Below are 21,461 nucleotides of genomic sequence, written 5' to 3' on the forward strand. Positions count from 1 at the left end.
CCCCACAGAGAGCAGAGCACCCAACCGTGAGTTTCTTCCGCGATCTCCTTCACCATCCGCGCAGGCTCTTCCTGCGCCGGATGGTGTTTCAGGTCCATCTCTGGCTGGGCGTTCTGCTCTCGCTCTATCTCGTTCTCATCTCTCTCTCGGGCGCGCTCCTGGTCTACCACGACACGCTCACCCGCCACACGCTGCCCTCCGGCCTCGCGCCGTACCGCCCCGCGCAGACTGCCAGCATCCCCAGCGTGATGGCCTCAGCCCACGCCGCGTTCCCCAACGCCGCGGTCTCCTACCTCAACACCCCGTCACCGCGTCTGCCCGCCTTCCAGCTTGAGCTTCGCGACCGCACCGGCAAGCCCTTCGAGGTCATCGCCGACCCGCAGACCGGCCACGTCTCCCTGCTGCCCCGCAGTTGGGTCAACGTCGTCTATGACTTCCACACCGAACTCCTCCTCGGCTCCGCGCACGGCATGCAGTGGAACGGCGTCGGCGCTGCCGGCCTGCTCGTCCTCACTCTCTCCGGCATCCTGCTCTGGTGGCGAGGCCTTCGCAGCTGGTGGCACGGCCTCCGCATCTCCTTCCGCCACAACTGGCGACGCCTCAACTTCGACCTGCACCACGCCATCGGCTTCTGGACGCTCTTCCTCGTCTCCTGGTGGGCTCTCTCCGGCCTCTACTTCGCCTGGGACAAGCCCGTCACAGCCGCCATCAGCGCGCTCTCTCCACTCGTCGGCATGAAGACCCCGGACGCGATCAAGCCGCCCGCTACTACCCCTCCGGCAACGCTCGCCACGGTGCTCGCGGCCGCCCACTCCGCCGCTCCGCAAGGCCATCTGAGCTACCTCGTCAACCCCGGCCTCACACCCGACGATGACGTCTACGCCTACATGAACCTCCGCTCCCCCGAGGACTTCGGCCACGCCGACATCGTTCGCCTCGACGCCCGCACCGGCACCGTCCTCAGCACCTGGCACTACGGCCAGAACCACACACTCGGCGACTGGCTCCTCTGGGGAATGCAGCCTCTGCACTTCGGCACCTTCTGGGGCACAGGGATACGCGCCCTCTGGTGCGCCTTCGGCATCTCCCTCGCAGCCCTCACCCTCACGGGCCTGCTCATGTACTGGAACCGCTACCTCCGCCACCGCTGGCGCACCCTCTCCACCACTCAGCCCTCAATCCCATGAGCCACGAACGGTAGAGCAGGGCTTCAGCCCTGCCATTAACCCGCAGCCACAAGGCGGCTCTAGCCGCTGAGGCCCACATCCTCAACACCCGTCCACGGCACCACCGCCTCAAGACAAATCTCTTCGCCGCTAACTGGGTGTTCGAACCGCAGAAACTGCGCATGAAGAAAATACCCTCCATCGCCCGGCAACCCCGGCAGCGTCTCAAGAGGCAGCCCCGTCGGGCCATACAGCGGATCGCCCACCAGCGGATAGCCAATCGAAGCCAGATGGATTCTTATCTGATGAGGCCGCCCCGACCCCAGGCTTACCTCAAATGTCGTCGTACTCGCCGTCCGCGCCATCACCTTCGCCAACGACTTCGACGCCTTGCCCCCCGGGCTCGCCGCCCACACCGACCCGATCAGCGGATGCGGCACCAGTCCAATCGGCGTAACGATCTCATACACCTCACGCTCTGCAACCCCCTGGGCCAGCGCGCGATAAATCTTCTGCACCTTCGACGTATTCCAGTTCGCGGTCAGCGTCGCGGCAGCCTGCGCCGTCTTCGCAAAGAGCACAACGCCCGTCGTCGCTCGCCCCAACCGATGCACCGGGTTCGCTTCAGGACTCCGCGCCTGCACCAGGCGCAGCAGCGTGTTCTCCAGAAAGCCACTGCCCGGCAGAGTCGGCAGCCCACCGGGCTTGTCGACAGCCAGCAGATGCGCGTCTTCAAACAGCACCTCAAAGTGCCGCGGAGCCTCCGGCTCTATCCACGGTGGCCGCTTCCACACCAGCACCTGTCCCGCCCGCAGCAACTCACTCCCGCCCGCGAGCACGCCATCAACGGTCACCTCACCTTGGTCCAGTTTCCGCTGCCACTCTTCGACAGAGGAGTGCGTATACAGGCCTGCCAGATGCGTAAGCAGAGGGCATCCATCGTGTTGGCGACCGATGAGGGTGGTGTAGTCATAGCCCCGATTGAGCATGTGGTTCGAGTGTAAGCGACGTCCACGGCCTCTCGTCCCCCGGCAGATGGGCAGATGGCAGTCGAGCACTCATCCGTGCACCCTGCTTTGCCCTCAGAGAGAATGCCCAGTCATCCACGCCCTCTGTCCTTCGCCATGCCATCCATCGCACGAGGCAAGAATCGAAGAGTCAAAGCTTCAGCCTGCCACCAAGCCGCCACAACTCAAAACGGCTTCAGCCGCTGAGGTACGTCTAGCCAAAGCCTGCTTCACCATAACTCCGATATGCCGACATATGAGGAGTGATATGACTCATTTTCGCTCGTGGCTAGGATTTTCGCGAGCAGGTCATGACCGTCGAACATGTCTACCTGTACATGTTTCAAATTTCTCGTCCAGCCGCTGCTATTTTAGAAGTCTCTCCAAGCCATCCCAACCGCTCCGAACTGGTTGCCGCTTCCTTGGATCGTCGAGACCTAGTTCTTCGATGGTGAACTCCATTCGTCCGAAGTTACAAGGGGCGCAGGCGACGACTACATTCTCAAGGTCATTGCTTCCACCACGGGCGTGAGGAAGGACATGATCGAATTGAGCCCACATTGCCTGAAACGCCGCATGCTGAGATTGGTTTGTCCGTCCCCACGGGAGCGCCTGCGGGTATTGCTTGTGCATAAGGTTTCGAATCTCGGCTCTGATCACGGGAACACCGCAGAAGCGGCAGCGATGACAGTCACGCTTGAGAAGTCTTAGCTTTTCCGCGAGTACGGGCATTCGCACCTGTACGCGAAGCTCTTTGGATAAGATGTTTGGTGCGTCCTCGACCACGCGCAACAATCGATATGGACTTACTTTGCCCCATAAGGACTCAGTCCAATCTCGCAGTTCAGGCATATCAGCCCGAATGAGCAATCTTGCCGCCTCCTCGCCTTTGCCAGATAAGTGAGCGTCGGCCGCATCATTGAGGTACTCCGCTGCAATAGCGATCTCTGGAATCGGCGTTCGCATACATGGGCGAGTTGATCCGAGGATTTCCATACTCCCATTTTAATCCGTCGGCAAGAGGCCTCGGATAACCCTTCGCTCTGCGCCTAGAGCCTTGGCAACTGAGAACTCCAACGACTGTAGAAGCAACAATCGAGCATCAGTACCTATAAACGCCATTAGCGAAAGCTAGCCCCACTCACTTACTCCAACCCCACAAACGCAGCCCACGTCGCATCCTCCACGGCTACACCCTCTGCCATCGCTTCCTTACGCAACCGCAGCGTGCTCTCTCCGGGATACCTCGGCCGCTCACCTTCGCGCAAAGGCCGCGCGCCATGCAGTGCCTCGACCGCCCGCGTCGCAATCGCATCCATCTCGGCAAACGCCCCCACCGCCTGCGGAGCAATCGCCAGAAACACCTGCGACAGCCCCGTCTCCTGCAACGCCTCGGGCGCAACCTCGGCCGTAAGTCGTCCGCCTGAAAGCATCGCCGCCAGAGCGTCCAGCACGAAGCTCAACCCCGAACCCTTCCACAACCCAATCGGCAACGCACGATACGTCGCCTCAATCGCCGCCGGGTCTGTCGTCAACTCACCCTCCGCATCCCAGCCGCCGGGGAAAGGCAGTGGCTCGCCGCGCTGCCGATACTTCGCCAGCGTCCCATACGAAAACTGGCTCATCGCAAAATCCAGCACCAGGTGCTCGCCGTTCGAGCGCGGCGCCGCCATCACCAGCGGATTGTTCCCCAGCGTCGGCTCCGAACTGCCCCACGCAGGCAGATTCGGCATCGTGTTCGTCCAGCACATCGACGCGCATCCCGCATCCGCCGCCTGCCAGCCATAGCTCCCCGCCCGCATCCAGTGCGTCGTGTCGGCCAGCGCCACCAGCCCCAGCCCATGCTCCTTGGCCAACTCGCACGCCCGGGCCATCGCGGCGTAGGCTGCCAGATTTCCCGGCCCGCGATGGCCGCGCCACCGCTCCAGTGCGCCAAAGCTCGCCACACGCTCCGGCACCGCGTCCAGCGCCACCGCGCCGTTGCGACACATCTCCAGAAAACGGGGCAGTCGCGCAATGCCATGCGTGCGCACGCCGTCGCGGTCAGCCTCTGCCGTCAGCCGGGCGCTCAACTCCGCGCGGCTGGCTTCCATCCCTGCTTTTTGAAGCACTGCGGCCACGCGCGTTTGTAATTCTGCGAAAGTGATTTTCACCATACTGTTCGAGAGTACGCCCGGCCGTTCTACAGTGGTTGTTCATGCAATTTCGCCGCCTCCCCCTGCTGCTAACGTTGCTCTGCTCGCTGCTGGTCGCTGCCCACGCGCAAAGCGTACCCGTGCTCATGCTCTCGGACATCCACCTCGACCCCTTCCGCGACCCTGCGAAGTTCGCCGCGCTCTCCACTTCGCCCGCCACCGCATGGCCGAAGATCCTCAACGCGCCCGATAGTGTCACCCAGGCCGCTGACTTCGAGAAGCTCACCACCACGTGCCCTTCGCGCGGGCTCGACACCGACTGGCCGCTGCTTGAGGCCTCGCTCAAAGCCTCGCATCAGCAGATACCGCACCCGGCCTTCATCACCGTCAGCGGCGACCTCATGGCCCACGTCTTCGACTGCCGCTATCGCGCCCTCGGCGGCAAACCGGAGCTGTATCCGGCCTTCGCTGCGAAGACCGTCGCCGTGGTTGCCGCAGAGTTGAAGCGCACCTTCCCGAAGACCCCGATCTATGTCGCGCTCGGCAACAACGACTCCGGCTGCGGAGACTACCGCGAGGATGCTGGCAGCAAATTTCTCGTTGCAAACTCCACGACGCTCGCCGACCTGACGCGCTCGAACAAGCGCAAAATTGCGACCGAATCGTCCCGTCTTGGCGACTGGAGTGTGACTCTTCCTGAACCGTTTCAAAACGCTCGATTACTCGTTTTGCAGGACATGTTTGAGCTGAAAAATGGCGTCGGATGTGACGGAAAGCGTGATTTTCACGCCGAAGAGGAGCAGATTTCCTGGCTGCGCGAGCAGCTTGAAAGCGTTCAAAAGCACCACCAGCAGGCCTGGGTCATGGCCCACGTCCCCCCCGGCGTGGACTCTTACGCCACCCTTTCTCACGGTATCGACGTCTGCTCCGGCAAGCCGCCGATCATGTTCACGGCCAACGACGAACTCGCGAAAACACTGGTTGAATACGCCGATGTCGTACGACTCGCGCTCTTCGCCCACACCCATATGGACGAGATGCATGTGATCGGCCACGGCGACCACACCGTCGCTATCCGCATGGTGCCGTCGATTTCACCGGTAAACGGCAATCACCCCGCGTTTACAGTGTCAGAGGTCGATCCGAAGAGCTTCACGCTGCGTGACTGGACCGTGTACGTTGCGCCAAATAAGAACGGAACAGGTGTGTGGAGCGAGGAGTATCGCTTCTCGCAGACGTATCATGAGCCCGCATTTGACGCGGTTTCCGCACGCAAGCTGCTCGATGGCTTCCGCGCCGACAAGGGCAGCGAGGCCGCGAGCACGCAGGCCTACGAGCACAACTTCTTTGCCGGCGACAGCGGCAAGTTCGCGCTGGTGATGCGCTTCGGCTGGCCGATGTACTCATGCGCCGCGAACGCGACGACGGCGGATGAGTACAAGAGTTGCGTGTGCCCCGCGAAGTAACGCTTAGCGTTGTGTGAGCGCGCGCAGAAGCTCTGGCTCCTGCGGCCAGCGGGCGATGAGCTCGTCGTAGGCTCCGCTGCTGTAGTCCTCGAACTCAAAGCCGGGTGAGACGGTGCAGCCGAGCAGGGCGAAGGCGTTCGGCTGCGCGGGACGCAGCAGATGCGAGCCCTGCCAGACGCCGCGCGGCACAACGAGTTGTGGCTGTTCGCCGTGTTCGATGTCTTTGCCGATGAGGTGGCGCGTGCTGTTGCCGTTGGGATGAAGCTGCAGCATCTCGACCGGCGAGCCGAGGTAGTGGTGGAAGATCTCGTCGCTTTCGAGCATGTGCATCTCGCTGAAGGTGTCTGGTTCCAGCAGATAGAAGATAGCTGTGCTGGTGAAGCGCGGGCCGGGGTAGCGGTCAAGTGTGATGTGCTCGGCGCTTTCGTAGGTGCGGTGAAACCATCCGCCTTCGCGGGGGTGTGGCTTCAAGCCGAGCAGTTCTTTGACGCGGGCTGCAGTGAGTTCGCTCATTCACGTTATTCTGAAACGAATTAACCAGAGCAGCAAATGAACCGTTGTGAAGGAGTGTCCGCCACAGACATGCGCAGCCGCCTCGAACGCTATTTTCAATTTGCCGAAGTTGGCGCCACATGGCGCACCGAGGTGCTGGCTGGTGTGACGACGTTTGTCACCATGGCGTACATCATCTTTGTCAACCCATCGATCCTGGCACAGACCGGGATGCCGCTGGCCGCGGTGACGACGGCGACGTGTTTGTGCGCGGCGTTTGGCTCGATCATGATGGGTGCGCTGGCGAATTATCCGCTGGCTCTGGCCCCGGGCATGGGGTTGAATGCGTACTTCACCTACACGGTGGTGAAGGGGATGGGCGTTCCGTGGCAGACCGCGTTGGGCGCGGTCTTTTTGTCGGGCGTTATCTTTCTGCTGCTGACGTTTGGCGGCATTCGCCAGCGGCTGGTCGCGGCGATTCCGCACCAGCTTCACGCGGCTGTGGCGGGCGGCATCGGGTTGTTCATTGCGTTTATCGGGCTGCGTGAGTCGGGCATCATTGTGCCGAATGCTGCGACGACGGTGACGCTGGGCAACATGCACTCCCCGTCCGTTCTGCTGGCGCTCTTTGGCATTGCGTTGATCGCGGTGCTGGAAGCGTACAAGGTGAAGGCGTCGATGCTGATTGGCGTGCTGGGCACGATGCTGGCAGGCATTCTGTGCGGGCAGATGCACTGGCATCCGAGCACGCTGAACCCGATGGCGATCCGGCAGACGGCGTTTCATCTCGACATTCGCGGCGCGCTGCATATGAACGCGTTGGAGATCATCTTTGTGTTCCTGTTTGTCGACCTCTTCGACAACATTGGCACGCTGGTCGCCGTGACGGAGCGTGCGGGGCTGATCGCGGAAGACCATACGATTCCGCGGCTGGACAAGATCTTCCTGGCGGATGCGACGTCGACGGTGGTGGGTTCGCTGGCAGGAACGTCGACGGTGACGAGCTATATCGAAAGCTCGGCGGGGGTGGCTGCGGGGGGGCGAACGGGTGTGACGGCGATCGTGACAGGTCTGCTGTTTTTTGCCGCGCTGTTTGTCGCTCCGCTGGTGGGTGCGTTGCCGGACTTTGCAACGGCCCCGGCGTTGATTCTTGTGGGCGCGCTGATGGTGGCGGGTGTGGCGCGGATTGACTGGCATGAGCCGCGGGTGGCGATTCCGGCGTTCCTCACGCTGATCATGGTGCCGCTGACGTATTCGATTGCAACCGGGTTGAGCTTTGGCATCATCAGCTTTGCGGTGCTGGAGATTGCGATGGGGCGTGCGCGGAAGCAGCATTGGATGCTGTATTTGCTGGCGTTGCTGTTCATTGCACGGTTTGTGTGGCTGCACGCAGGGTAGAGAGCCGGGGCTAAAGCCCCTTTTTGCCTGTGCCTTGACGGTGGGCTGAAGCCCACCTCTACTCCAAAGGCAAAGGCTAAGTGCGCGAAGGGGATTGGGGCAAGCTGTGCGGTGGCGGTTTGGCAGGGAACCTGATGTTCACTTGGAACGTCGGAGCTGGGTTTAGCATCTCAGTCCATAGGCGAGTCTGCATGGTGCGGGTTCTGCCATGTTTTCGAAAGTTAAACAGGAGAGTGTGATGGATCGCAGCGCATCGGCAGTTTGGACGGGAAGCCTGAAGGAAGGCAAGGGTTCGATCAGCATGCAGAGTGGCACGCTGAAGGACGCACAGTACAGCTTCAAGACACGTTTTGAAGACGGCGTGGGAACGAACCCGGAAGAGTTAATTGCAGCCGCTCATGCAGGCTGTTTCACGATGGCGTTGAGTGCGCAGTTGACCTCAGCCGAGCATGTGCCGGATGAGTTGAGCACGACCGCTACCGTCACGATGGAGACGACCGAAGACGGTCCGACCGTGACGAAGATTCACCTCGTGACCAAGGCCAAGGTGCCGAACATCGACAAGGAAAAGTTCGACGAGCTGGCGAAGAAGGCGAAGGAAGGTTGCCCGATTTCGCGGTTGTTGAAGGCGGCGGAGATCTCGCTGGATGCGACGCTGGTGTAAGTAAGTTGTAGATGGAAAAGGCCCGCCTTCAAGGCGGGCCTTTTTTGTTTGAACGCGAAGTGTGCGGCTAATGTGTGTGGCTAAGGCTTGGCCAGGGAGTTGAGGTCGGGGACTTCGAGCACCTGCTTGCCGTAGCCTTCCTGGGCGATGCGGATCATGGCGCGGCCGATCTGCGAGAGGGTGCTGACGCTGCTGGGCAGGACGAGCCGGAAGACAGGGTAGAGCGTGCCGATGATCTTCATCATGCCGGGTACAAAGCGCTGGTGAGGCGAGGGGCGCATGGCTCCAGGGCGCAGGTTGTATGCCGCGCGAAAGGGAAGGCGTGTGAGCGCGTTTTCGGTGCGGCCTTTGACGCGTGCCCACATGCTGCGGCCCTGCTCGGTGGGGTCGGTGTGCGCGCCGGAGACGTACTCGAAGACCATCTGCGGGTTCAGGCGGGCGAGGGTTTCGGCGAAGTGCAGCGTGGTGTCGTAGGTGATGCGGGTGTACTCGGCTTCCTTCATGCCTACGGACGATATTCCGGAGCAGAAGAAGCAGGCGTCGTAGCCTGCGAGCTGCTCTTCGACGTCGTCGAGCGAGAGGAAGCTGGGGACGATGAGTTCTTTGAGCTTGGCGTGGGTGTAGCCGGAGGAGCGGCGGACGACGCTGAGGACACGGCTGACGTTGGGGCTGGCGAGGCATTCGAGCAGCACGCCTTCACCGACCATGCCGGTGGTGCCTGTCAGGATGACGCTGATCGGTTGTTGGCTCATGCGGTTTTAGATGCAGACAGAGAGGCGCCGGTGCTGGTTAATGCGCGTGGGCGTGATCGTGGCCGCCGGGGCCGTGGTGGTGGTGCGAGTGGCCGTCGACGACTTCGGGGAGCGGCGGCTGGCAGCAGTCTTCGGCGGTGGCGGAGCAGTCGAAGACCTCGAGCTGAATCGTCGTGTGGTAGATGCCGTGATGGTCGCGAAGCTCGTGGTTTAGCTTGTCGAGGATCTGCTGGGTGCTGGCGAGCGGCATCTCGATGACGCGGACGTGCGCGGCGAGAGCGTGGCTCTTGGAGGTGAGGCTCCAGACGTGCAGGTCATGCACGCTGACGACGCCGGGAACCTTCTTCATGGCGGTGCGAAGCTCGTCGAGGTTGACGGAGCGCGGTGTGCCTTCGAGGAGGATGTGCAGCGATTCGCGGATGATCGACCAGGAGCTGAGGACGATCATGGCGGCGATGATGAGCGAGAGGACGGGGTCGATCCACTGCCAGCCGGTGAAGCGGATGGCGAGGCCGCCGAGGATGACGGCGGCGGTGGAGATGGTGTCGCCGAGCATGTGCAGGAAGACGGAGCGGATGTTGATGTCGCCGGAGAACTTCCAGAGCAGGGTGGCGATGATGCCGTTCATCAGCACACCGGCGGCGGCGACGTACATCATGAGGTCGGCCTGCACGGTGACGGGGTGCGCAAAGCGGCGGAGGGCTTCGAAGGCGATCCAGAGGGAGAGCAGGAGCAGGGAGAGTGCGTTGAGGAAGCCGGCGAGGACTCCGGCGCGCTGGTAGCCGAAGGTGCGGGCGTCGCTGGCGGGGCGGGTCTGGAGCCAGACGGCGGCGAAGCTGAGCGCGAGCGCAAGGAAGTCGGAGACGTTGTGTCCGGCCTCGGAGATGAGCGCGAGAGAGTGCGCGCGCATGCCGTAAAAGAACGTCGCGAGGACGTAGAGCAGCGTGAGCGCGAGCGAGAATTTGAGGATGCGCTGGACGGGGGAGGGCGCGGCTTTTACGGAAGACGCCATACTCTTAGTGTACGCTCGCCGTGGTCGCAGGCGGATGCATCTGAAGGGAACAGAGTGAGGGGTGGCGATGAAGGTTACGCAGATTTCTGCTTATGGGTTTCAGCTGACTAAGTTCGGGCTGGTGAACAGTTACCTGGTGCGCGAAAGCGATGACTGGACGCTGATTGATACGAACCTGGGCGGGAGTGAGAACGACATTCTGCAGGCGGCGCGGAGCGTGGGCGCAAAGTCGATTGCGCGGATTCTGCTAACCCACGCGCATGTGGACCATGTGGGGTCGACCGACCAGTTGATTCTGAAGCTGGGGGCGGTGCATCTGGCGGTGGGGAGGCGCGAGGCGAGGATGCTGCCGAAGCCGCCGGATCAGGATTTGTCGCTGGACCCAGACGAGCCGCAGTGCCCGATGAAGGGTGGATTTCCGGGGATCGAGTCGAGCCCGACGCATTTTTTGAGTGGCGGCGAGCTGTATGGTTCGTTGCGGTGCGTCGCGACGCCGGGACATACGACGGGTCACATGAGCTATCTGGATGAGCGCGATGGAACGCTGTATGCCGGGGATGCGATTGGGACGCTGCGCGGGCGGACGACGGTGAGCGGGTGGGCTCCGTGGTGGTTTCCGGTGCGGGCGACGTGGCACCGGCCGACGGCGCTGGAGTCGGTGAAGGCGCTGGCGGAGCTGCCGGTGAAGACGCTGGCTGCAGGGCACGGTCGGCTGGTGGAGAACGGTGCGGAAGGGCTGCGGGAGGCCGTGAGGGCGGCGGAGGCGAAGCCTGTCGGCGGGTGTTGAGGACGGTTAGCTGCGCCAGTGGAGTTCGACGGGGCCGGGCAGCGGATGCTCGCCGGTTCCTTTCAGGCGGCGTTGCTTGAGGGCGAAGTACCACTTGGCGGGTTTGTCGGCGTCGTCGATCAGCATGAGCGCGGGGTTGGAGCGGAGGCCGCGGGCTTGCTCGACCATCGTCTGCTGATCCTGCTGGACGAAGCGTTTGCCGAAGTGGAGGGCGATGGGCTTCACAAAGGGCAGGTGGTAGGCGATGTCCCAGGCCGCGAGGACGTCGATGCGGCAGGTGCTGGCGGTGACCGGTGTGACCGTTGTCAGCGAGGTGAACCAGCGGACCTTGCCGTTCTTTTCGGCCTTGATGGTTTCGTAGCGGCGGTTGGGCAGCACGAAGTCGATGGTGGTGGTGGGTTTGCCGATCAGCTTATAGGGCGCGGAGTTGGAGCTGGGCGTGTGGGGGCTCATGCGGAAGCCTGCGTTTCGCCCGCCGTTCTCGAGGTCTTCCAAAGGCTCGTAGAGCTTGGTCTTTTCGTGGATGCTGGCGGCGCTGCGCCACCACCAGGCGCGGTGGACGAAGGGGCCATGGGCCGGGTCCATGAGGCCGATGATGCCGTGATCGACGTTGCAGGGCAGGTCGGCGGTGATGTGCGCGGAGCGGTAGCGGCTGGAGAATTTGGGGAGTTCGGGGATCGGGGGCAGGGAGGATTCGGCGGTGAGGCGGCCTGCTCCGGCTTCGGGGACGTAGACCCAGGCGTAGCCGTCCTGCTCGACGATGGGGAAGCTGTTGGCGAAGATTTTGGAGGGCTCGAGGGCGTCGTGCGAGGTGAGCGAGGGGATCTCTTCGCAGCGGCCGGTGCAGGGTTCGAAGCGCCAGCCGTGGTACTTGCACTGCACGGTTTCGCCGTCGAACCAACCGGCTGACAACGGGATGCCGCGGTGGGGGCAGAGGTCGCGCAGGGCGAAGAGAGTGCCGTCGTTTTTGCGGCCGACGAGCATGGGGATGCCGAGCAGGGTGGTGAGCGCGGTCTTGCCGCGTTTGATCGGGGCTGAGCGCAGGGCGGGGTACCACTCGCCGAAGATCATGTCGGCGGGCGGGCCGGGTTTGGCCGCAGAGGTGATCTCGACCAGCGGGCTGGTGTGGTCGGCGGCGCGGATGGGGCTCATGCGAGGCATCGAGGATGAGTCTAACGGATGCGCTGGTTTGTGGGAGTGATGCGGGGCACAAGGCATCTACACTGGGAGCCGAATGTCTTCTCTGCCGAAACGATCCCGTTCGACGACGCTGGCCTTTGTGCTGGTGTGGGTGGTTGTCTATGCGAGCTTTGCGTTGTGGTGGCCAGCGCTGCTGGATGACGCGGACTCGGTGCACTCCGAGGTGGCGCGCGAGATGCTGCTGCGGCATGACTGGGTGACGCTGTATGCGAACGGCATACGGTACCTGGAAAAGGCCCCGCTGATGTACTGGCTGATGGCGGTGGCGATGAAGGTCGCCGGGCTGCTGGGGGCTACGTCGCCACGGGCGATGGCTGCGGCGGCGAGGGTGCCGATTGCGGCGAGCGCGCTGGGGTTGGCGTTTGCGGTGGAGGCGTTTGCGCGGCGGGTGTATGCGAGCGCGCGGGCGGGTTTGAACGCCGGATTGATCGTGCTGTCGAGCGCGGGAGTGTTCCTGTTCACGCGCATCACGCTGCCCGATGCGTTTGTCTGCCTGTGGATGGCGCTGGCGATGTATGCGCTGCTGCGGATGGAAGAGAGCGATGACGCCCGGTGGTTCGATGGTGTCCTGTTCGGCGTGGCGTGTGCGCTGGGCGTGTTGTCGAAGGGGCTGATCGGGCTGGTGTTTCCGGCAGCGGTCGCGGCCCTGTATCTGCTGCTGGCGTATGGCTGGCGCGGTGGATGGCGGCGGCTGGGCGCGCTGCCGTGGGGCGTGGCGCTGGTGAGTCTGCTGGTGGTGGCTGCGCCGTGGCATGTGCTGGCGGGGATGGCGAACCCGACGGTGGGGCAACCGACACCGTTTCGGTTTGTGAACGGGCATTGGAAGGTGCCGCTGCCGACGGATGGCAATGTGCGCGGGTGGTACTGGTTCTACTTCATGAACGAGCATGTGCTGCGCTACTTGAACCTGCGCGTGCCGCATGACTATGACACGTCGCCGCTGTGGCTGTTCTGGGGGCTGTGCTTTGTGTGGATCATGCCGTGGTCGGCGTTTGTGTTCAAGGCTGTGGGGGCGGCGTTGCCGGTGCGAACGGCGGCGTGGCGAGCGCGTTTTCAGGCGCGGCAGTTGAGCCTGAGCGAGCGCGGGCAGATGCTGGCGGTGGTGTGGGCCGCGGTGGTGCTGGGGTTCTTCACGCTGTCGACGAGGCAGGAGTATTACGTGTTGCCTGCGTTGCCTGCGCTGGCGGTGATGATCGCCGGTTGGCTGGCGGTAGAGAGCGAGGCGCGTCGCAGGAGCGCGGTGCGATGCGTGGCCGTTGTGGCCGTTCTGGGTGGGCTGTTTGCGATGGGCAGTGTGTACTTTCTGCTGCATACGCGGAGGCCTGCGCCGAACACGGACCTGGCCAGCCTACTGGCGACGAACCCCGGGGATTATGCGCTGTCGATGGGGCACTTCCTTGACCTGAACGCGCAGGCACTGGGGTTGTTTCGTGTGCCTCTGGCGCTGGCTGCGGTGAGCCTGTTTGGTGGACCGTTGTTGGCGCTGCTCTGGCTGCGGCGGTCGCGTGTGCCTGCGGCGGTGCTGGCGCTGACGGTGGGCGCGTGTGGGTTTCTGGTGGCCGCGCATCTGGGGCTGCAGACGTTTGCGCCGGTGCTGAGTTCGGCGCAGCTAGCGGAGCAGATTGCGCCGCAGGTTCACGCGGGCGATCTGGTGATGATTCACGGAGAGTATGAGGCGGGCTCGACGCTGGGGTTCTATCTGCGGCGGAATGATGTGCACATTCTCGAAGGGCGCAGTTCGAACCTTTGGTATGGAAGCTTCTTTCCGGATGCGCCGAAGATCTTCGAGACGCCTGCGAGCGTGGCGGCGAAGTGGAGCGGGTCGCAGAGGATTCTTATGTGGCAGAGTTTGACCGATCCGCCGAATCACCTTCCGGTCGTCACGGGGCCGGTGTATGTTGTGGCTCGGGGTGGTGGGAAAGAGATTGTAAGCAACCAGCCGTAGTTGCCGCTATCTGCATCCCAGAGAATAGGTGCGCCCCATAGAACTTGTATTTGAGAGAACGAGGAACTGACCCATGTCCTGCAGTCAAGAAGAGCTTCGCCACGCCCCGTTGTTTTCGCTGCTTGATGACGATGAGATCGCTGTGCTGGCGGCGCAGGTCGAGGTGCGCGACTTCCCCGCGAACCAGCGCATTTACAAGGCTGGCGATGTGAGCGAACGGGCGTACGTGATGCTCGAAGGCGCTGTGCGCGTGACGCTGATTGATGAAGATGGGCAGGAGGTGTTGTTCTCCGAGCCGAAGCATGGCGACGTCTTCGGCTTCGCTTCGATGCTGGAGTACACCGAGCACAAGACGACGGCGTATGCGGTGGCTGCGAGCCGGTGCATCGAGGTCGACCGCAACGATTTGTCGGTGCTGCTGCGCACGAAGCCGATGGCCGGGATGGACATGCTGACGGTGCTGGCGCGGGAGATTCACCAGACGCAGCAGATCGTGCGGACAAGATCGGCGAAGAGCCCGAACGAACTTATCGACGAGAAGGAAACGTTCGGTGCGAGGATTGCGGACCGCGTGGCCGGTTTTGGCGGGTCGTGGACGTTCATCATCATGTTTCTGTCGGGGTTGGTGATCTATACGCTGATCAACATTGTGCTGGGGCACAAGGCGTGGGATCCGTACCCGTTCATCCTGCTGAACCTGTTCCTGTCGATGCTGGCGGCGATCCAGGCGCCGGTGATCATGATGAGTCAGAACCGGCAGGATGGAAAAGACAGGATGCGTTCGGAGCTGGACTTCCAGGTGAACCGGAGGGCCGAGGTGGAGGTGAAAGAGCTGGGACGACGGCTTCATTTCATTTCAGAACAGCTAGGTGATATCGAAGAACGCACTCGAGGTATGGGCAAGCCGCAGAGTGGTGGCGAGTTGGAGCCCTAGACCTTTTACACTGTGGACATGGGTTCCCTGGAGTGGGTTGCGTTCGGAGCAGAGGCCTTTACCGGGCTGGTGACGATATCGGGTGTGGCTTATGGCGCGTTGGCTCTGTGGGGAGCGGGCGCTTACTCGCGAGATGTGCGAGCGTCGCGCGCTGGCGTGGCGTATGCGCCGCCGGTAACGATTCTGAAGCCGGTGAAGGGCGTTGACCCGCGGATGTATGCGGGGTTTGTGAGCCATTGCGTGCAGCAGTATGAGAACGCGTTCGAGATCGTTTTCGGCGTGAGCTCGCTGGAAGACCCGGCGGTGGCAGAGATCGCACGGCTGCGTGTGGAGCACCCCGAGGTGCCGATCCAGTTGATCGAATGCAGTGCTCGGCTGGGGGCGAGTGGCAAGGTTTCAAACCTGGTGCAGATGCTCCCCTATGCTCGCTATGAGCATGTGCTGGTGAACGATGCGGACATCGTGGTGGGGCCGCGATACCTGGCTGAGACGATGCGCGGCTTTGGCGATGCGACGGTGGGGCTGGTGACGGCTCCTTATGTGGGCGTGGCCGAGGGTACGGTGTGGAGCAAGCTGGAGGCAATGGGGATCAGCACGGACTTTATGCCAGGGGTGCTGACGGCGCGGAAGCTGGAGGGCGGCATCCGCTTCGGTCTGGGGTCTACGTTGGCGACGACGAAGACTGCGCTGGCGAGCATTGGCGGCTTTGAGGCGCTGCTGGACCAGCTTGCGGACGATTACGAGATGGGTGTGCGGCTGGCGGCGAAGGGCTATCGTGTGGAGCTTGCGGGCGAGGTGGTGGAGACGACGGTACCGGCGTATGGAATGCGCGGGTTTGTCGATCACCAACTGCGCTGGGCGCGGTCCACGCGGGATTCGCGGCGCGGTGGGTATGTCGGGCTGGGGGTGACGTATGTGCTGCCGTGGGCGGTGCTGGCGGTACTGGCCAGCGGGGGGGCGTTGTGGAGTCTCGCGCTGTTGAGCCTGGCGCTGTTTGTGCGGGTGACGGTGGCGCTGTCTGTCGGGGTGGGACTGTTGCGCGATACGCAGGTGTTGCGCGATCTGTGGCTGCTGCCGGTGCGGGATTTCTTCGGCTTGTTCCTGTGGGCGTGGAGTTATGCGGGCAACACGATTGTGTGGCGTGGGGAGCGGTTTCGGCTGCGGCGTGGAGTGTTGGAGAGGGTGTAGGGGAGAGGGTGTAGGGCGTAGGGCCCAGAAGGCGGATTGTGAGCCGGGGTTTGCGTCCGGTGGGATGCCTGGGGTTTCTTGGGGGCGATTGACGGTGGCCTGAAGGCCACCTCTACTTCGAGAGCGAGAGTCAGGTGTTGATTCTGGCTCGGGTTGTGGGTTATTCGTAGCGCAGGGCTTCGATGGGGTCGAGGCTGGCGGCTTTCCAGGCGGGGTAGATGCCGAAGATTAGCCCGATTGCGCAGGAAGCGACGAAGGCGAAAGCCATCCAAAGCACCGAGATCTGGCTGGAGAGAAGCAGCTTCAGGATGAGCGCGATGATGCCGCCGAGCGAGATGCCGATGAGGCCGCCGATGGCGCAGAGTACGACCGCTTCCAACGTGAACTGAAGCATGATCGTGCGGCGCGTGGCGCCGATGGCTTTGCGGACGCCGATCTCTCGCGTGCGTTCCGTCACTGAGACGAGCATCACGTTCATGACGCCGACGCCGCCAACCATGAGACCTACGGCGCTGAGGCCGAACATCAGAAGGAAGAGCGAGCTGGTGATCTGCGTCCAGAGGCGCGTGATGGAGTCTGAGCCGAAGATGGCGAAGTTGTCGTCGGCTTCGTTGCGAACTTTGCGGCGACGGCGGAGGAGATCCCGCATCTCGTCTTCGACGAGAGGCTTGTACTTCTGGTCGTCGAACTTGGCGGAGAGCCAGTAGTCGAGCACCTCGGGGTGCAGCTTGTGGAAGGTTGTGATGGGGAAGTAGGCGAAGCTGTCCTCCGGGTTTTTGCCGCCGCCGAAGGCGCTCTTCTGCTTGTCGAGCACACCAACGACGGTGAAGAGGCGACCGGCGATGGTGACTTCCTTGTTGAGCGGATTTTCACCGCCGAAGAGGTCTTCGGCGGTGTCGTGGCCGAGAACGGTGACGTCGGCGGCGCGGTCCTGCTCACCCTGGGTGAAGTAGCGGCCTGACTGGATGCTCCAGTCGTAGACCTGCTGGGAGCTGACGGTGTCGCCTTCGAGGGAGACGTTTTCTACCTTGTGCCCGTTGTACTTGGCGGTGGTGGAGCCGGTGTTGAAGGTGAAGTCCTGATAGCGCAGCGAGGCCGAGGCCGCGGTGACGTGGGGAAGCTCGGCGATGGCGAGCATGTCGTCGTAGGTGAGCTGCTTGCGGGCGAGCATCTCGGCGGTGGGGCGAACGCCGATGACGGGGAAGCGGAACGCCCAGAGGACGTTGGTTCCCATGGCTTCGACGAGGCCGGAGACGCTGCTGTTAAGGCCGTTGATGACGGAGGAGATGGCAATGACCGTCATGACGCCGATAACGATGCCGAGGATGGTCAGGCTGGAGCGCATCTTGTTCGCGCGCAGGGTGTCGAGGGCCATGCGGACGGCTTCGCGTTGGTCAGTGGCGGTCATAGGGGCACGGGTCCGGTGGGTGAGGAGGCTAGCGAGACATGAGACAGGAAGACATTAGACATTAGATTTTTGAGCGCGGCGCATGGTGGTGATGGACGCATTGAGGATTCGGATGATCTCTTCAGCGAGATCGTACGCTTCGTTCAGGTCGGTGGGGTGGCCTTCACCGATGGTCTCAGCGACCTCGAGTTGTGTCTGGACTTCCATGGCGGAGCCTCGGGCCATGCCGAAGAAGTGAATCATCTCGCCGCGGGTGAGGCGGCCTTTACCTTCTGCAATGTTGCTTGGGATGGAGACGGAGGCGCGGCGCAACTGATTGGTCAGACCGAAGCGCTCGTCGGAAGAAAACTGCTTTGTCAGCTGGTAGATGACGGCGCACAACTTCATACCCTTCTGCCAAGCGGCAGATTCGCGGTGTGCGCCTGTCCTTTGTCGACTCAGCAAAAGATCACCTCTACGGTCTAATGTCTTCGTGTTTCATGTCTTGCTGGCGCTAAAACGAACCTTGTTGAAGCCTCAAAACTCACTGCGCAGGGCCACGATGGGGTCGAGGTCAGCGGCTTTGCGGGCGGGGTAGACGCCGAAGAAGATGCCTACGCTGGCAGCGACGAAGAGGCCGGCGAAGACGCTCCAGAGAGCGATGGTGGAGGGGAAGCTGAGGAGAATGGTGATGGCTTTGGCGACGCCTACGCCGCCCAGTACGCCAATCGCTCCGCCGATGATGGCCATCGTGGCGCTCTCCATCAGGAACTGGCGGAGGATGTCGCCACGCCTTGCGCCGAGGGCCTTGCGGACGCCGATTTCGCGGGTGCGCTCGGTGACCGAGACGAGCATGATGTTCATGATGACGATGCCGCCGACGACCAGCGAGATCGCTGCGATGGCGACGGCGACAGCCTCAAAGCTGCCGGAGATCTGCTTCCAGAGGCCCATGAGCGTGTCGCTGGTTTCGAGGGTGAAGCTATCCACCTCACCGGGACGATCGTGGCGGATGCCGCGCATGAGTACGCGGACCTCGTCGCTGGCGGCCTCCATGGCTCCGGGGCCGTTGCCGGCCTTGGTGTAGATGGTGACGGACTTCGCGGTGCCGTAGGTCTTCTGGTAGGCGGTGAGGGGGAGGGCGACCCAGTTGTCCTGGGACTGTCCGAGGGTTTTCCCCTGCTTTTCGGCGAGTCCGACGACGGTGTAGGGGACGCCGTCGACGCGGATCTCTTTGCCGATGGGCGAGTCGTCGCGGAGGAGGTTCTCCTCGATGTCAGAGCCGATGATGGCGACGCGGGCGGCATGGTCTTCATCGGCCTGGGTGAAGTCACGGCCTTCAACGATGCCGAGGTTCTGCATGCCGGCCATTAGTGAGGTGTAGCCGCGAATGGTGGTGTCGGTGGAGCTTTGGGTCTTGAAGACGATCTTGCCGGTGGTGGACTGCAGGGCGCCGACCTGGAGGCAGCGCTGGCAGTTTGCCTGGACGAAGCGGTACTGGTCGAGCGAGATGACCTTGCGCTTGCCGTAGCGGATGTAGTCCGCGTAGCTGGTGGTGAAGGCGGGCTGCTTGGAGACGGTGAAGACGTCGGCACCGTAGCGGTTGATGCGCGAGGCGACGTAGACGTTCGCTCCGTTGACGAGCGTGACGACGGCGATGACGGAGGCCACGCCGATGACCACACCGAGCAGCGTGAGCACGGTGCGGAGTTTGTTTGACCAGAGCGCGTCGAGCGCCATGCGGAATGCGTCGCGTGTGTCCATGGCTGAGGTAGGTCTAAGTCTACGCTGGAAGAAACGAAGACTTGCATGGAGATACGCAGGAATTGAGTTGCAGGTTCCCTGGAGTCTTATAGATCCGAAGGAACCTGCAGATGGGTGACCGGCTTTGCCTCGAAATGCATAACGAAGAGCCAGCGCAAGGAAGCTTTGGGGCTGCCTGCGCTGGCTCTTCTTATGTGTTTGCTGCTGTCGGAGTCGTTACGGTTTGGTGCCTGCGGCGTAGCCCGAGGAGGCCGCGAGGGAGAGCGGTGTGACGACCGGGGTGGAGGCCCCGATCAGTTCGACGACGCTATTATTGCCGCTGTTGGTGATCCAGAGGTTGCCGGAGTTGTCTGCCGCGATGGCCGAAGGCGTGGAGTAGGCGGTGCCGTCGGAGACGTAGCCTGTGGTCGGAGAGACCGCCACGCCTGCGTTCGTGAACTGGCTGACGCTGTTGCCGGTGGAGTTTGCTGTCCAGGCCACGCCGGCACCGTCGATGGCGAGGCCGCGGACGTCGCTCAGGCCGCCGCCGCTGTAGGCGCTGGTGGTGATGTAGCCGTCCGCGTCGGTGAGGGCGGTGAGCGTGTTGTTGGAGTTTGCAATCCAGATGTTGTTGGCGCTGTCGAAGGCCACGGCCCAGCCGTCCTGTGCGCCTGCGCGAGTGTAGGAGAGGTTGGCGGCGCGCGGCGTGTTCTGCACGACGGTGATACCGATGCCGCTGCCTGCGACGCTGTTGGCGATGTAGACGTCGTTGCTCCGGCCGGTGCTCGCGTAGTTGTCGAAGGCCAGGGCTACGGGAGAAGAGAGCAGCGTGGAGGTTTGTGCGCCGCTGCTGCTGGCGGTCAGTGTGCCGGTGCTTGAGATCTTGTAGACCGCGTTGGCGCTGCTGGAGGCCCAGATGTAGCCGCTGCCGTCGATGGCGATGCTTGTGAAGGAGCCGGTGCCGAGGGTGTACTGGGTGGGCGTACCCGACGAGAACTTCGTGACGCTGTTCGTGCCACTGTTAGAGACCCAGGGGTTACCGCTTGCGTCGATGGCGATGCCGGAGGGGCTGCTGAGCGAGCCGGTGAAGGTGGTGGGAACGCCCAGCGGCGAAAGCTCGGTGATGGAGTTGCTGCCCTTGTTCGCGATCCAGGCGTCGCCGCTTGCGTCGATGGCAACTGCAGAGGGTGCGCTGATATTGCTGTCGGTGTAGCGGATGGCTACGGTGAAGTCGTTGGGCTGCGAGGAGAGGCTGGGCGCATACGGCGGCGTGGATGTGATGTTGTCGTAGACCGTGGAGACGGCTACGCCGGGGTTATGCGCGATGTAGATAGCCTCAGTCGCGGTGTCCGTAGCTGTTGTGCCGGAGGTGCCTGCGCTCTTGACTGCGCCAAAGAGCGCGGTGCCGCACGGGTAGGAGTCTGCGCCGGTGGAGTTGACGCAGGCCGCAAGCGTGTTTGCCAGGGAGTTGATCAGAGTCTGGGGGACGACGCCGTTCCCGTTGGGGGTAACGCTGCGCGCACCATTACCATTGCCGCCGCTGATGTCATAGAGCAGGCTGGAAGCTGCAAAGGCGCGGGCGAGGGCGGCGGTGGCTGGCGCGGAGGTGGCTGGCGCTCCGATGTGGGTGGAGTCGACGGCGAAGCCTGCAACGGCGTAAGCCATCGCTACGGTGGAGACCTCGCTCATGTAGACCTTTGGCGTTACCGAAGCCATGGTGCCACTGCTGGGGCAGGTGCCAAGCGCAGCCATCAGGCCGGCGTTGTCGTTGGTCTGATCGGTGGTGGGCTCGCCGCCGAGAGAGTAAATGTAGACCTGTGTCCCTGCCGTGCAGGTGTAGTCGCCGGTCACGCTGAACGCGCCGCTCTGGTTGGTGAGAACGTAGTAGTTGCCGTTGCTGTCGGCAGGGTTGCCGGTCGCACTGGTCATCAGCGACGTGGAGGCTCCACCGTAGGCCGTCGTGCTTGCTGCGTAGATGTAGATCTTCGCGTTCTGGATCGGCTGACGGCCGCCGAATACGGAGCCCTGAATGGTTCCGAGGGCCGTTTGGGTTGTGGCGGCGGGGATGGAAGAGTTCCCGAACGCGCAACCAGCTAAGAGCGCAGAGGCAGAATAAGAGAGAACGAGCAAAGACAACGACTGGAGTCGTTTCATGTGTAGGCGCACCTTGGGAGAAAATGCGCGA

19 protein-coding genes are annotated in these 21,461 nt (G+C 62.8%); 8 read left to right on the forward strand and 11 right to left on the reverse strand.

The features are described from left to right. Positions 1 to 26 precede the first annotated feature (26 nt). Positions 27 to 1,187 (forward strand): PepSY-associated TM helix domain-containing protein, encoded by a 1,161-nt coding sequence (locus tag PW792_02490; GenBank protein ID MDE1160796.1) that lies wholly within the window; start codon positions 27 to 29, stop codon positions 1,185 to 1,187. A gap of 59 nt (positions 1,188 to 1,246) precedes the next feature. On the opposite strand, the gene PW792_02495 is transcribed toward PW792_02490, so the two are convergent. From PW792_02495 to yiaK, 3 genes are all read right to left on the reverse strand, one after another. Continuing rightward, positions 1,247 to 2,155, reverse strand: coding sequence for an RluA family pseudouridine synthase (locus PW792_02495; GenBank protein MDE1160797.1), 909 nt, complete (start codon positions 2,153 to 2,155; stop codon positions 1,247 to 1,249). Positions 2,156 to 2,539: 384 nt separating this feature from the next. Beyond that, on the reverse strand, positions 2,540 to 3,139 hold the full coding sequence (locus PW792_02500; GenBank protein MDE1160798.1) for an HNH endonuclease: 600 nt from the start codon (positions 3,137 to 3,139) through the stop codon (positions 2,540 to 2,542). Positions 3,140 to 3,318: 179 nt separating this feature from the next. Beyond that, positions 3,319 to 4,329, reverse strand: coding sequence for a 3-dehydro-L-gulonate 2-dehydrogenase (gene yiaK, locus PW792_02505; protein ID MDE1160799.1), 1,011 nt, complete (start codon positions 4,327 to 4,329; stop codon positions 3,319 to 3,321). 41 nt (positions 4,330 to 4,370) lie between these two features. Here yiaK and PW792_02510 point away from each other — a divergent pair, with 41 nt between their 5' ends. Then, entirely contained in the window at positions 4,371 to 5,774 is a 1,404-nt protein-coding gene (locus PW792_02510; GenBank protein MDE1160800.1) for a metallophosphoesterase, read from the forward strand. Between the two features lie 3 nt (positions 5,775 to 5,777). Here PW792_02510 and PW792_02515 read toward each other — a convergent pair whose 3' ends face one another. Next, positions 5,778 to 6,287 (reverse strand): cupin domain-containing protein, encoded by a 510-nt coding sequence (locus PW792_02515; GenBank protein ID MDE1160801.1) that lies wholly within the window; start codon positions 6,285 to 6,287, stop codon positions 5,778 to 5,780. A gap of 69 nt (positions 6,288 to 6,356) precedes the next feature. Between PW792_02515 and PW792_02520 the strand changes: the two genes are divergently transcribed. Continuing rightward, positions 6,357 to 7,664 (forward strand): NCS2 family permease, encoded by a 1,308-nt coding sequence (locus PW792_02520; GenBank protein MDE1160802.1) that lies wholly within the window; start codon positions 6,357 to 6,359, stop codon positions 7,662 to 7,664. Positions 7,665 to 7,902: 238 nt separating this feature from the next. Further along, on the forward strand, positions 7,903 to 8,328 hold the full coding sequence (locus tag PW792_02525; protein MDE1160803.1) for an OsmC family protein: 426 nt from the start codon (positions 7,903 to 7,905) through the stop codon (positions 8,326 to 8,328). 80 nt (positions 8,329 to 8,408) lie between these two features. On the opposite strand, the gene PW792_02530 is transcribed toward PW792_02525, so the two are convergent. Then, positions 8,409 to 9,080 carry an epimerase gene (locus PW792_02530; GenBank protein ID MDE1160804.1) on the reverse strand — a complete coding sequence of 224 codons (672 nt, stop codon included), beginning with the start codon at positions 9,078 to 9,080 and terminating at the stop codon, positions 8,409 to 8,411. Between the two features lie 37 nt (positions 9,081 to 9,117). Next, a complete protein-coding gene (locus PW792_02535) occupies positions 9,118 to 10,092 on the reverse strand; it encodes a cation diffusion facilitator family transporter (GenBank protein ID MDE1160805.1) in 975 nt (324 codons plus the stop codon). Between the two features lie 67 nt (positions 10,093 to 10,159). On the opposite strand from PW792_02535, the gene PW792_02540 reads away from it, so the two are divergent. Next, positions 10,160 to 10,879 (forward strand): MBL fold metallo-hydrolase, encoded by a 720-nt coding sequence (locus PW792_02540; protein MDE1160806.1) that lies wholly within the window; start codon positions 10,160 to 10,162, stop codon positions 10,877 to 10,879. Between the two features lie 6 nt (positions 10,880 to 10,885). On the opposite strand, the gene PW792_02545 is transcribed toward PW792_02540, so the two are convergent. Then, positions 10,886 to 12,031, reverse strand: a complete 1,146-nt coding sequence (locus tag PW792_02545) for a Rieske 2Fe-2S domain-containing protein (protein ID MDE1160807.1) — start codon at positions 12,029 to 12,031, stop codon at positions 10,886 to 10,888. 82 nt (positions 12,032 to 12,113) lie between these two features. Here PW792_02545 and PW792_02550 point away from each other — a divergent pair, with 82 nt between their 5' ends. From PW792_02550 to hpnI, 3 genes are all read left to right on the forward strand, one after another. Next, on the forward strand, positions 12,114 to 14,024 hold the full coding sequence (locus PW792_02550) for a glycosyltransferase family 39 protein (GenBank protein MDE1160808.1): 1,911 nt from the start codon (positions 12,114 to 12,116) through the stop codon (positions 14,022 to 14,024). A gap of 73 nt (positions 14,025 to 14,097) precedes the next feature. Then, positions 14,098 to 14,958: a DUF1003 domain-containing protein gene (locus PW792_02555; protein ID MDE1160809.1), complete on the forward strand. Its 861-nt coding sequence runs from the start codon at positions 14,098 to 14,100 to the stop codon at positions 14,956 to 14,958. An 18-nt stretch (positions 14,959 to 14,976) separates the two neighbouring features. Continuing rightward, on the forward strand, positions 14,977 to 16,146 hold the full coding sequence (gene hpnI / locus PW792_02560) for a bacteriohopanetetrol glucosamine biosynthesis glycosyltransferase HpnI (protein MDE1160810.1): 1,170 nt from the start codon (positions 14,977 to 14,979) through the stop codon (positions 16,144 to 16,146). Positions 16,147 to 16,306: 160 nt separating this feature from the next. On the opposite strand, the gene PW792_02565 is transcribed toward hpnI, so the two are convergent. The 4 genes from PW792_02565 to PW792_02580 all read right to left on the reverse strand — a co-directional run bounded on the left by PW792_02565 (position 16,307) and on the right by PW792_02580 (position 21,430). Further along, positions 16,307 to 17,554, reverse strand: coding sequence for an ABC transporter permease (locus tag PW792_02565; GenBank protein MDE1160811.1), 1,248 nt, complete (start codon positions 17,552 to 17,554; stop codon positions 16,307 to 16,309). A gap of 54 nt (positions 17,555 to 17,608) precedes the next feature. After that, complete coding sequence (locus tag PW792_02570) at positions 17,609 to 17,998, reverse strand: four helix bundle protein (protein ID MDE1160812.1); 390 nt, start codon at positions 17,996 to 17,998, stop codon at positions 17,609 to 17,611. 72 nt (positions 17,999 to 18,070) lie between these two features. Next, entirely contained in the window at positions 18,071 to 19,297 is a 1,227-nt protein-coding gene (locus PW792_02575) for an ABC transporter permease (protein MDE1160813.1), read from the reverse strand. A 216-nt stretch (positions 19,298 to 19,513) separates the two neighbouring features. Then, a complete protein-coding gene (locus PW792_02580) occupies positions 19,514 to 21,430 on the reverse strand; it encodes an NHL repeat-containing protein (protein MDE1160814.1) in 1,917 nt (638 codons plus the stop codon). Positions 21,431 to 21,461: the final 31 nt, after the last annotated feature.

The sequence above is a fragment of the Acidobacteriaceae bacterium genome (assembly GCA_028283655.1).
Lineage (GTDB): Bacteria > Acidobacteriota > Terriglobia > Terriglobales > Acidobacteriaceae > Granulicella.

What these genes read in the sequence shown, in the direction of transcription:
- PW792_02495 (MDE1160797.1), bottom strand. Translation starts at nt 2,155, where the DNA reads ATGCTCAATCGGGGCTATGACTACACCACCCTCATCGGTCGCCAACAC.
- PW792_02500 (MDE1160798.1), bottom strand. Translation starts at nt 3,139, where the DNA reads ATGCGAACGCCGATTCCAGAGATCGCTATTGCAGCGGAGTACCTCAAT.
- yiaK (MDE1160799.1), bottom strand. Translation starts at nt 4,329, where the DNA reads ATGGTGAAAATCACTTTCGCAGAATTACAAACGCGCGTGGCCGCAGTG.
- PW792_02510 (MDE1160800.1), top strand. Translation starts at nt 4,371, where the DNA reads ATGCAATTTCGCCGCCTCCCCCTGCTGCTAACGTTGCTCTGCTCGCTG.
- PW792_02515 (MDE1160801.1), bottom strand. Translation starts at nt 6,287, where the DNA reads ATGAGCGAACTCACTGCAGCCCGCGTCAAAGAACTGCTCGGCTTGAAG.
- PW792_02520 (MDE1160802.1), top strand. Translation starts at nt 6,357, where the DNA reads ATGCGCAGCCGCCTCGAACGCTATTTTCAATTTGCCGAAGTTGGCGCC.
- PW792_02525 (MDE1160803.1), top strand. Translation starts at nt 7,903, where the DNA reads ATGGATCGCAGCGCATCGGCAGTTTGGACGGGAAGCCTGAAGGAAGGC.
- PW792_02530 (MDE1160804.1), bottom strand. Translation starts at nt 9,080, where the DNA reads ATGAGCCAACAACCGATCAGCGTCATCCTGACAGGCACCACCGGCATG.
- PW792_02535 (MDE1160805.1), bottom strand. Translation starts at nt 10,092, where the DNA reads ATGGCGTCTTCCGTAAAAGCCGCGCCCTCCCCCGTCCAGCGCATCCTC.
- PW792_02540 (MDE1160806.1), top strand. Translation starts at nt 10,160, where the DNA reads ATGAAGGTTACGCAGATTTCTGCTTATGGGTTTCAGCTGACTAAGTTC.
- PW792_02545 (MDE1160807.1), bottom strand. Translation starts at nt 12,031, where the DNA reads ATGAGCCCCATCCGCGCCGCCGACCACACCAGCCCGCTGGTCGAGATC.
- PW792_02550 (MDE1160808.1), top strand. Translation starts at nt 12,114, where the DNA reads ATGTCTTCTCTGCCGAAACGATCCCGTTCGACGACGCTGGCCTTTGTG.
- PW792_02555 (MDE1160809.1), top strand. Translation starts at nt 14,098, where the DNA reads ATGTCCTGCAGTCAAGAAGAGCTTCGCCACGCCCCGTTGTTTTCGCTG.
- hpnI (MDE1160810.1), top strand. Translation starts at nt 14,977, where the DNA reads ATGGGTTCCCTGGAGTGGGTTGCGTTCGGAGCAGAGGCCTTTACCGGG.
- PW792_02565 (MDE1160811.1), bottom strand. Translation starts at nt 17,554, where the DNA reads ATGACCGCCACTGACCAACGCGAAGCCGTCCGCATGGCCCTCGACACC.
- PW792_02575 (MDE1160813.1), bottom strand. Translation starts at nt 19,297, where the DNA reads ATGGACACACGCGACGCATTCCGCATGGCGCTCGACGCGCTCTGGTCA.
- PW792_02580 (MDE1160814.1), bottom strand. Translation starts at nt 21,430, where the DNA reads ATGAAACGACTCCAGTCGTTGTCTTTGCTCGTTCTCTCTTATTCTGCC.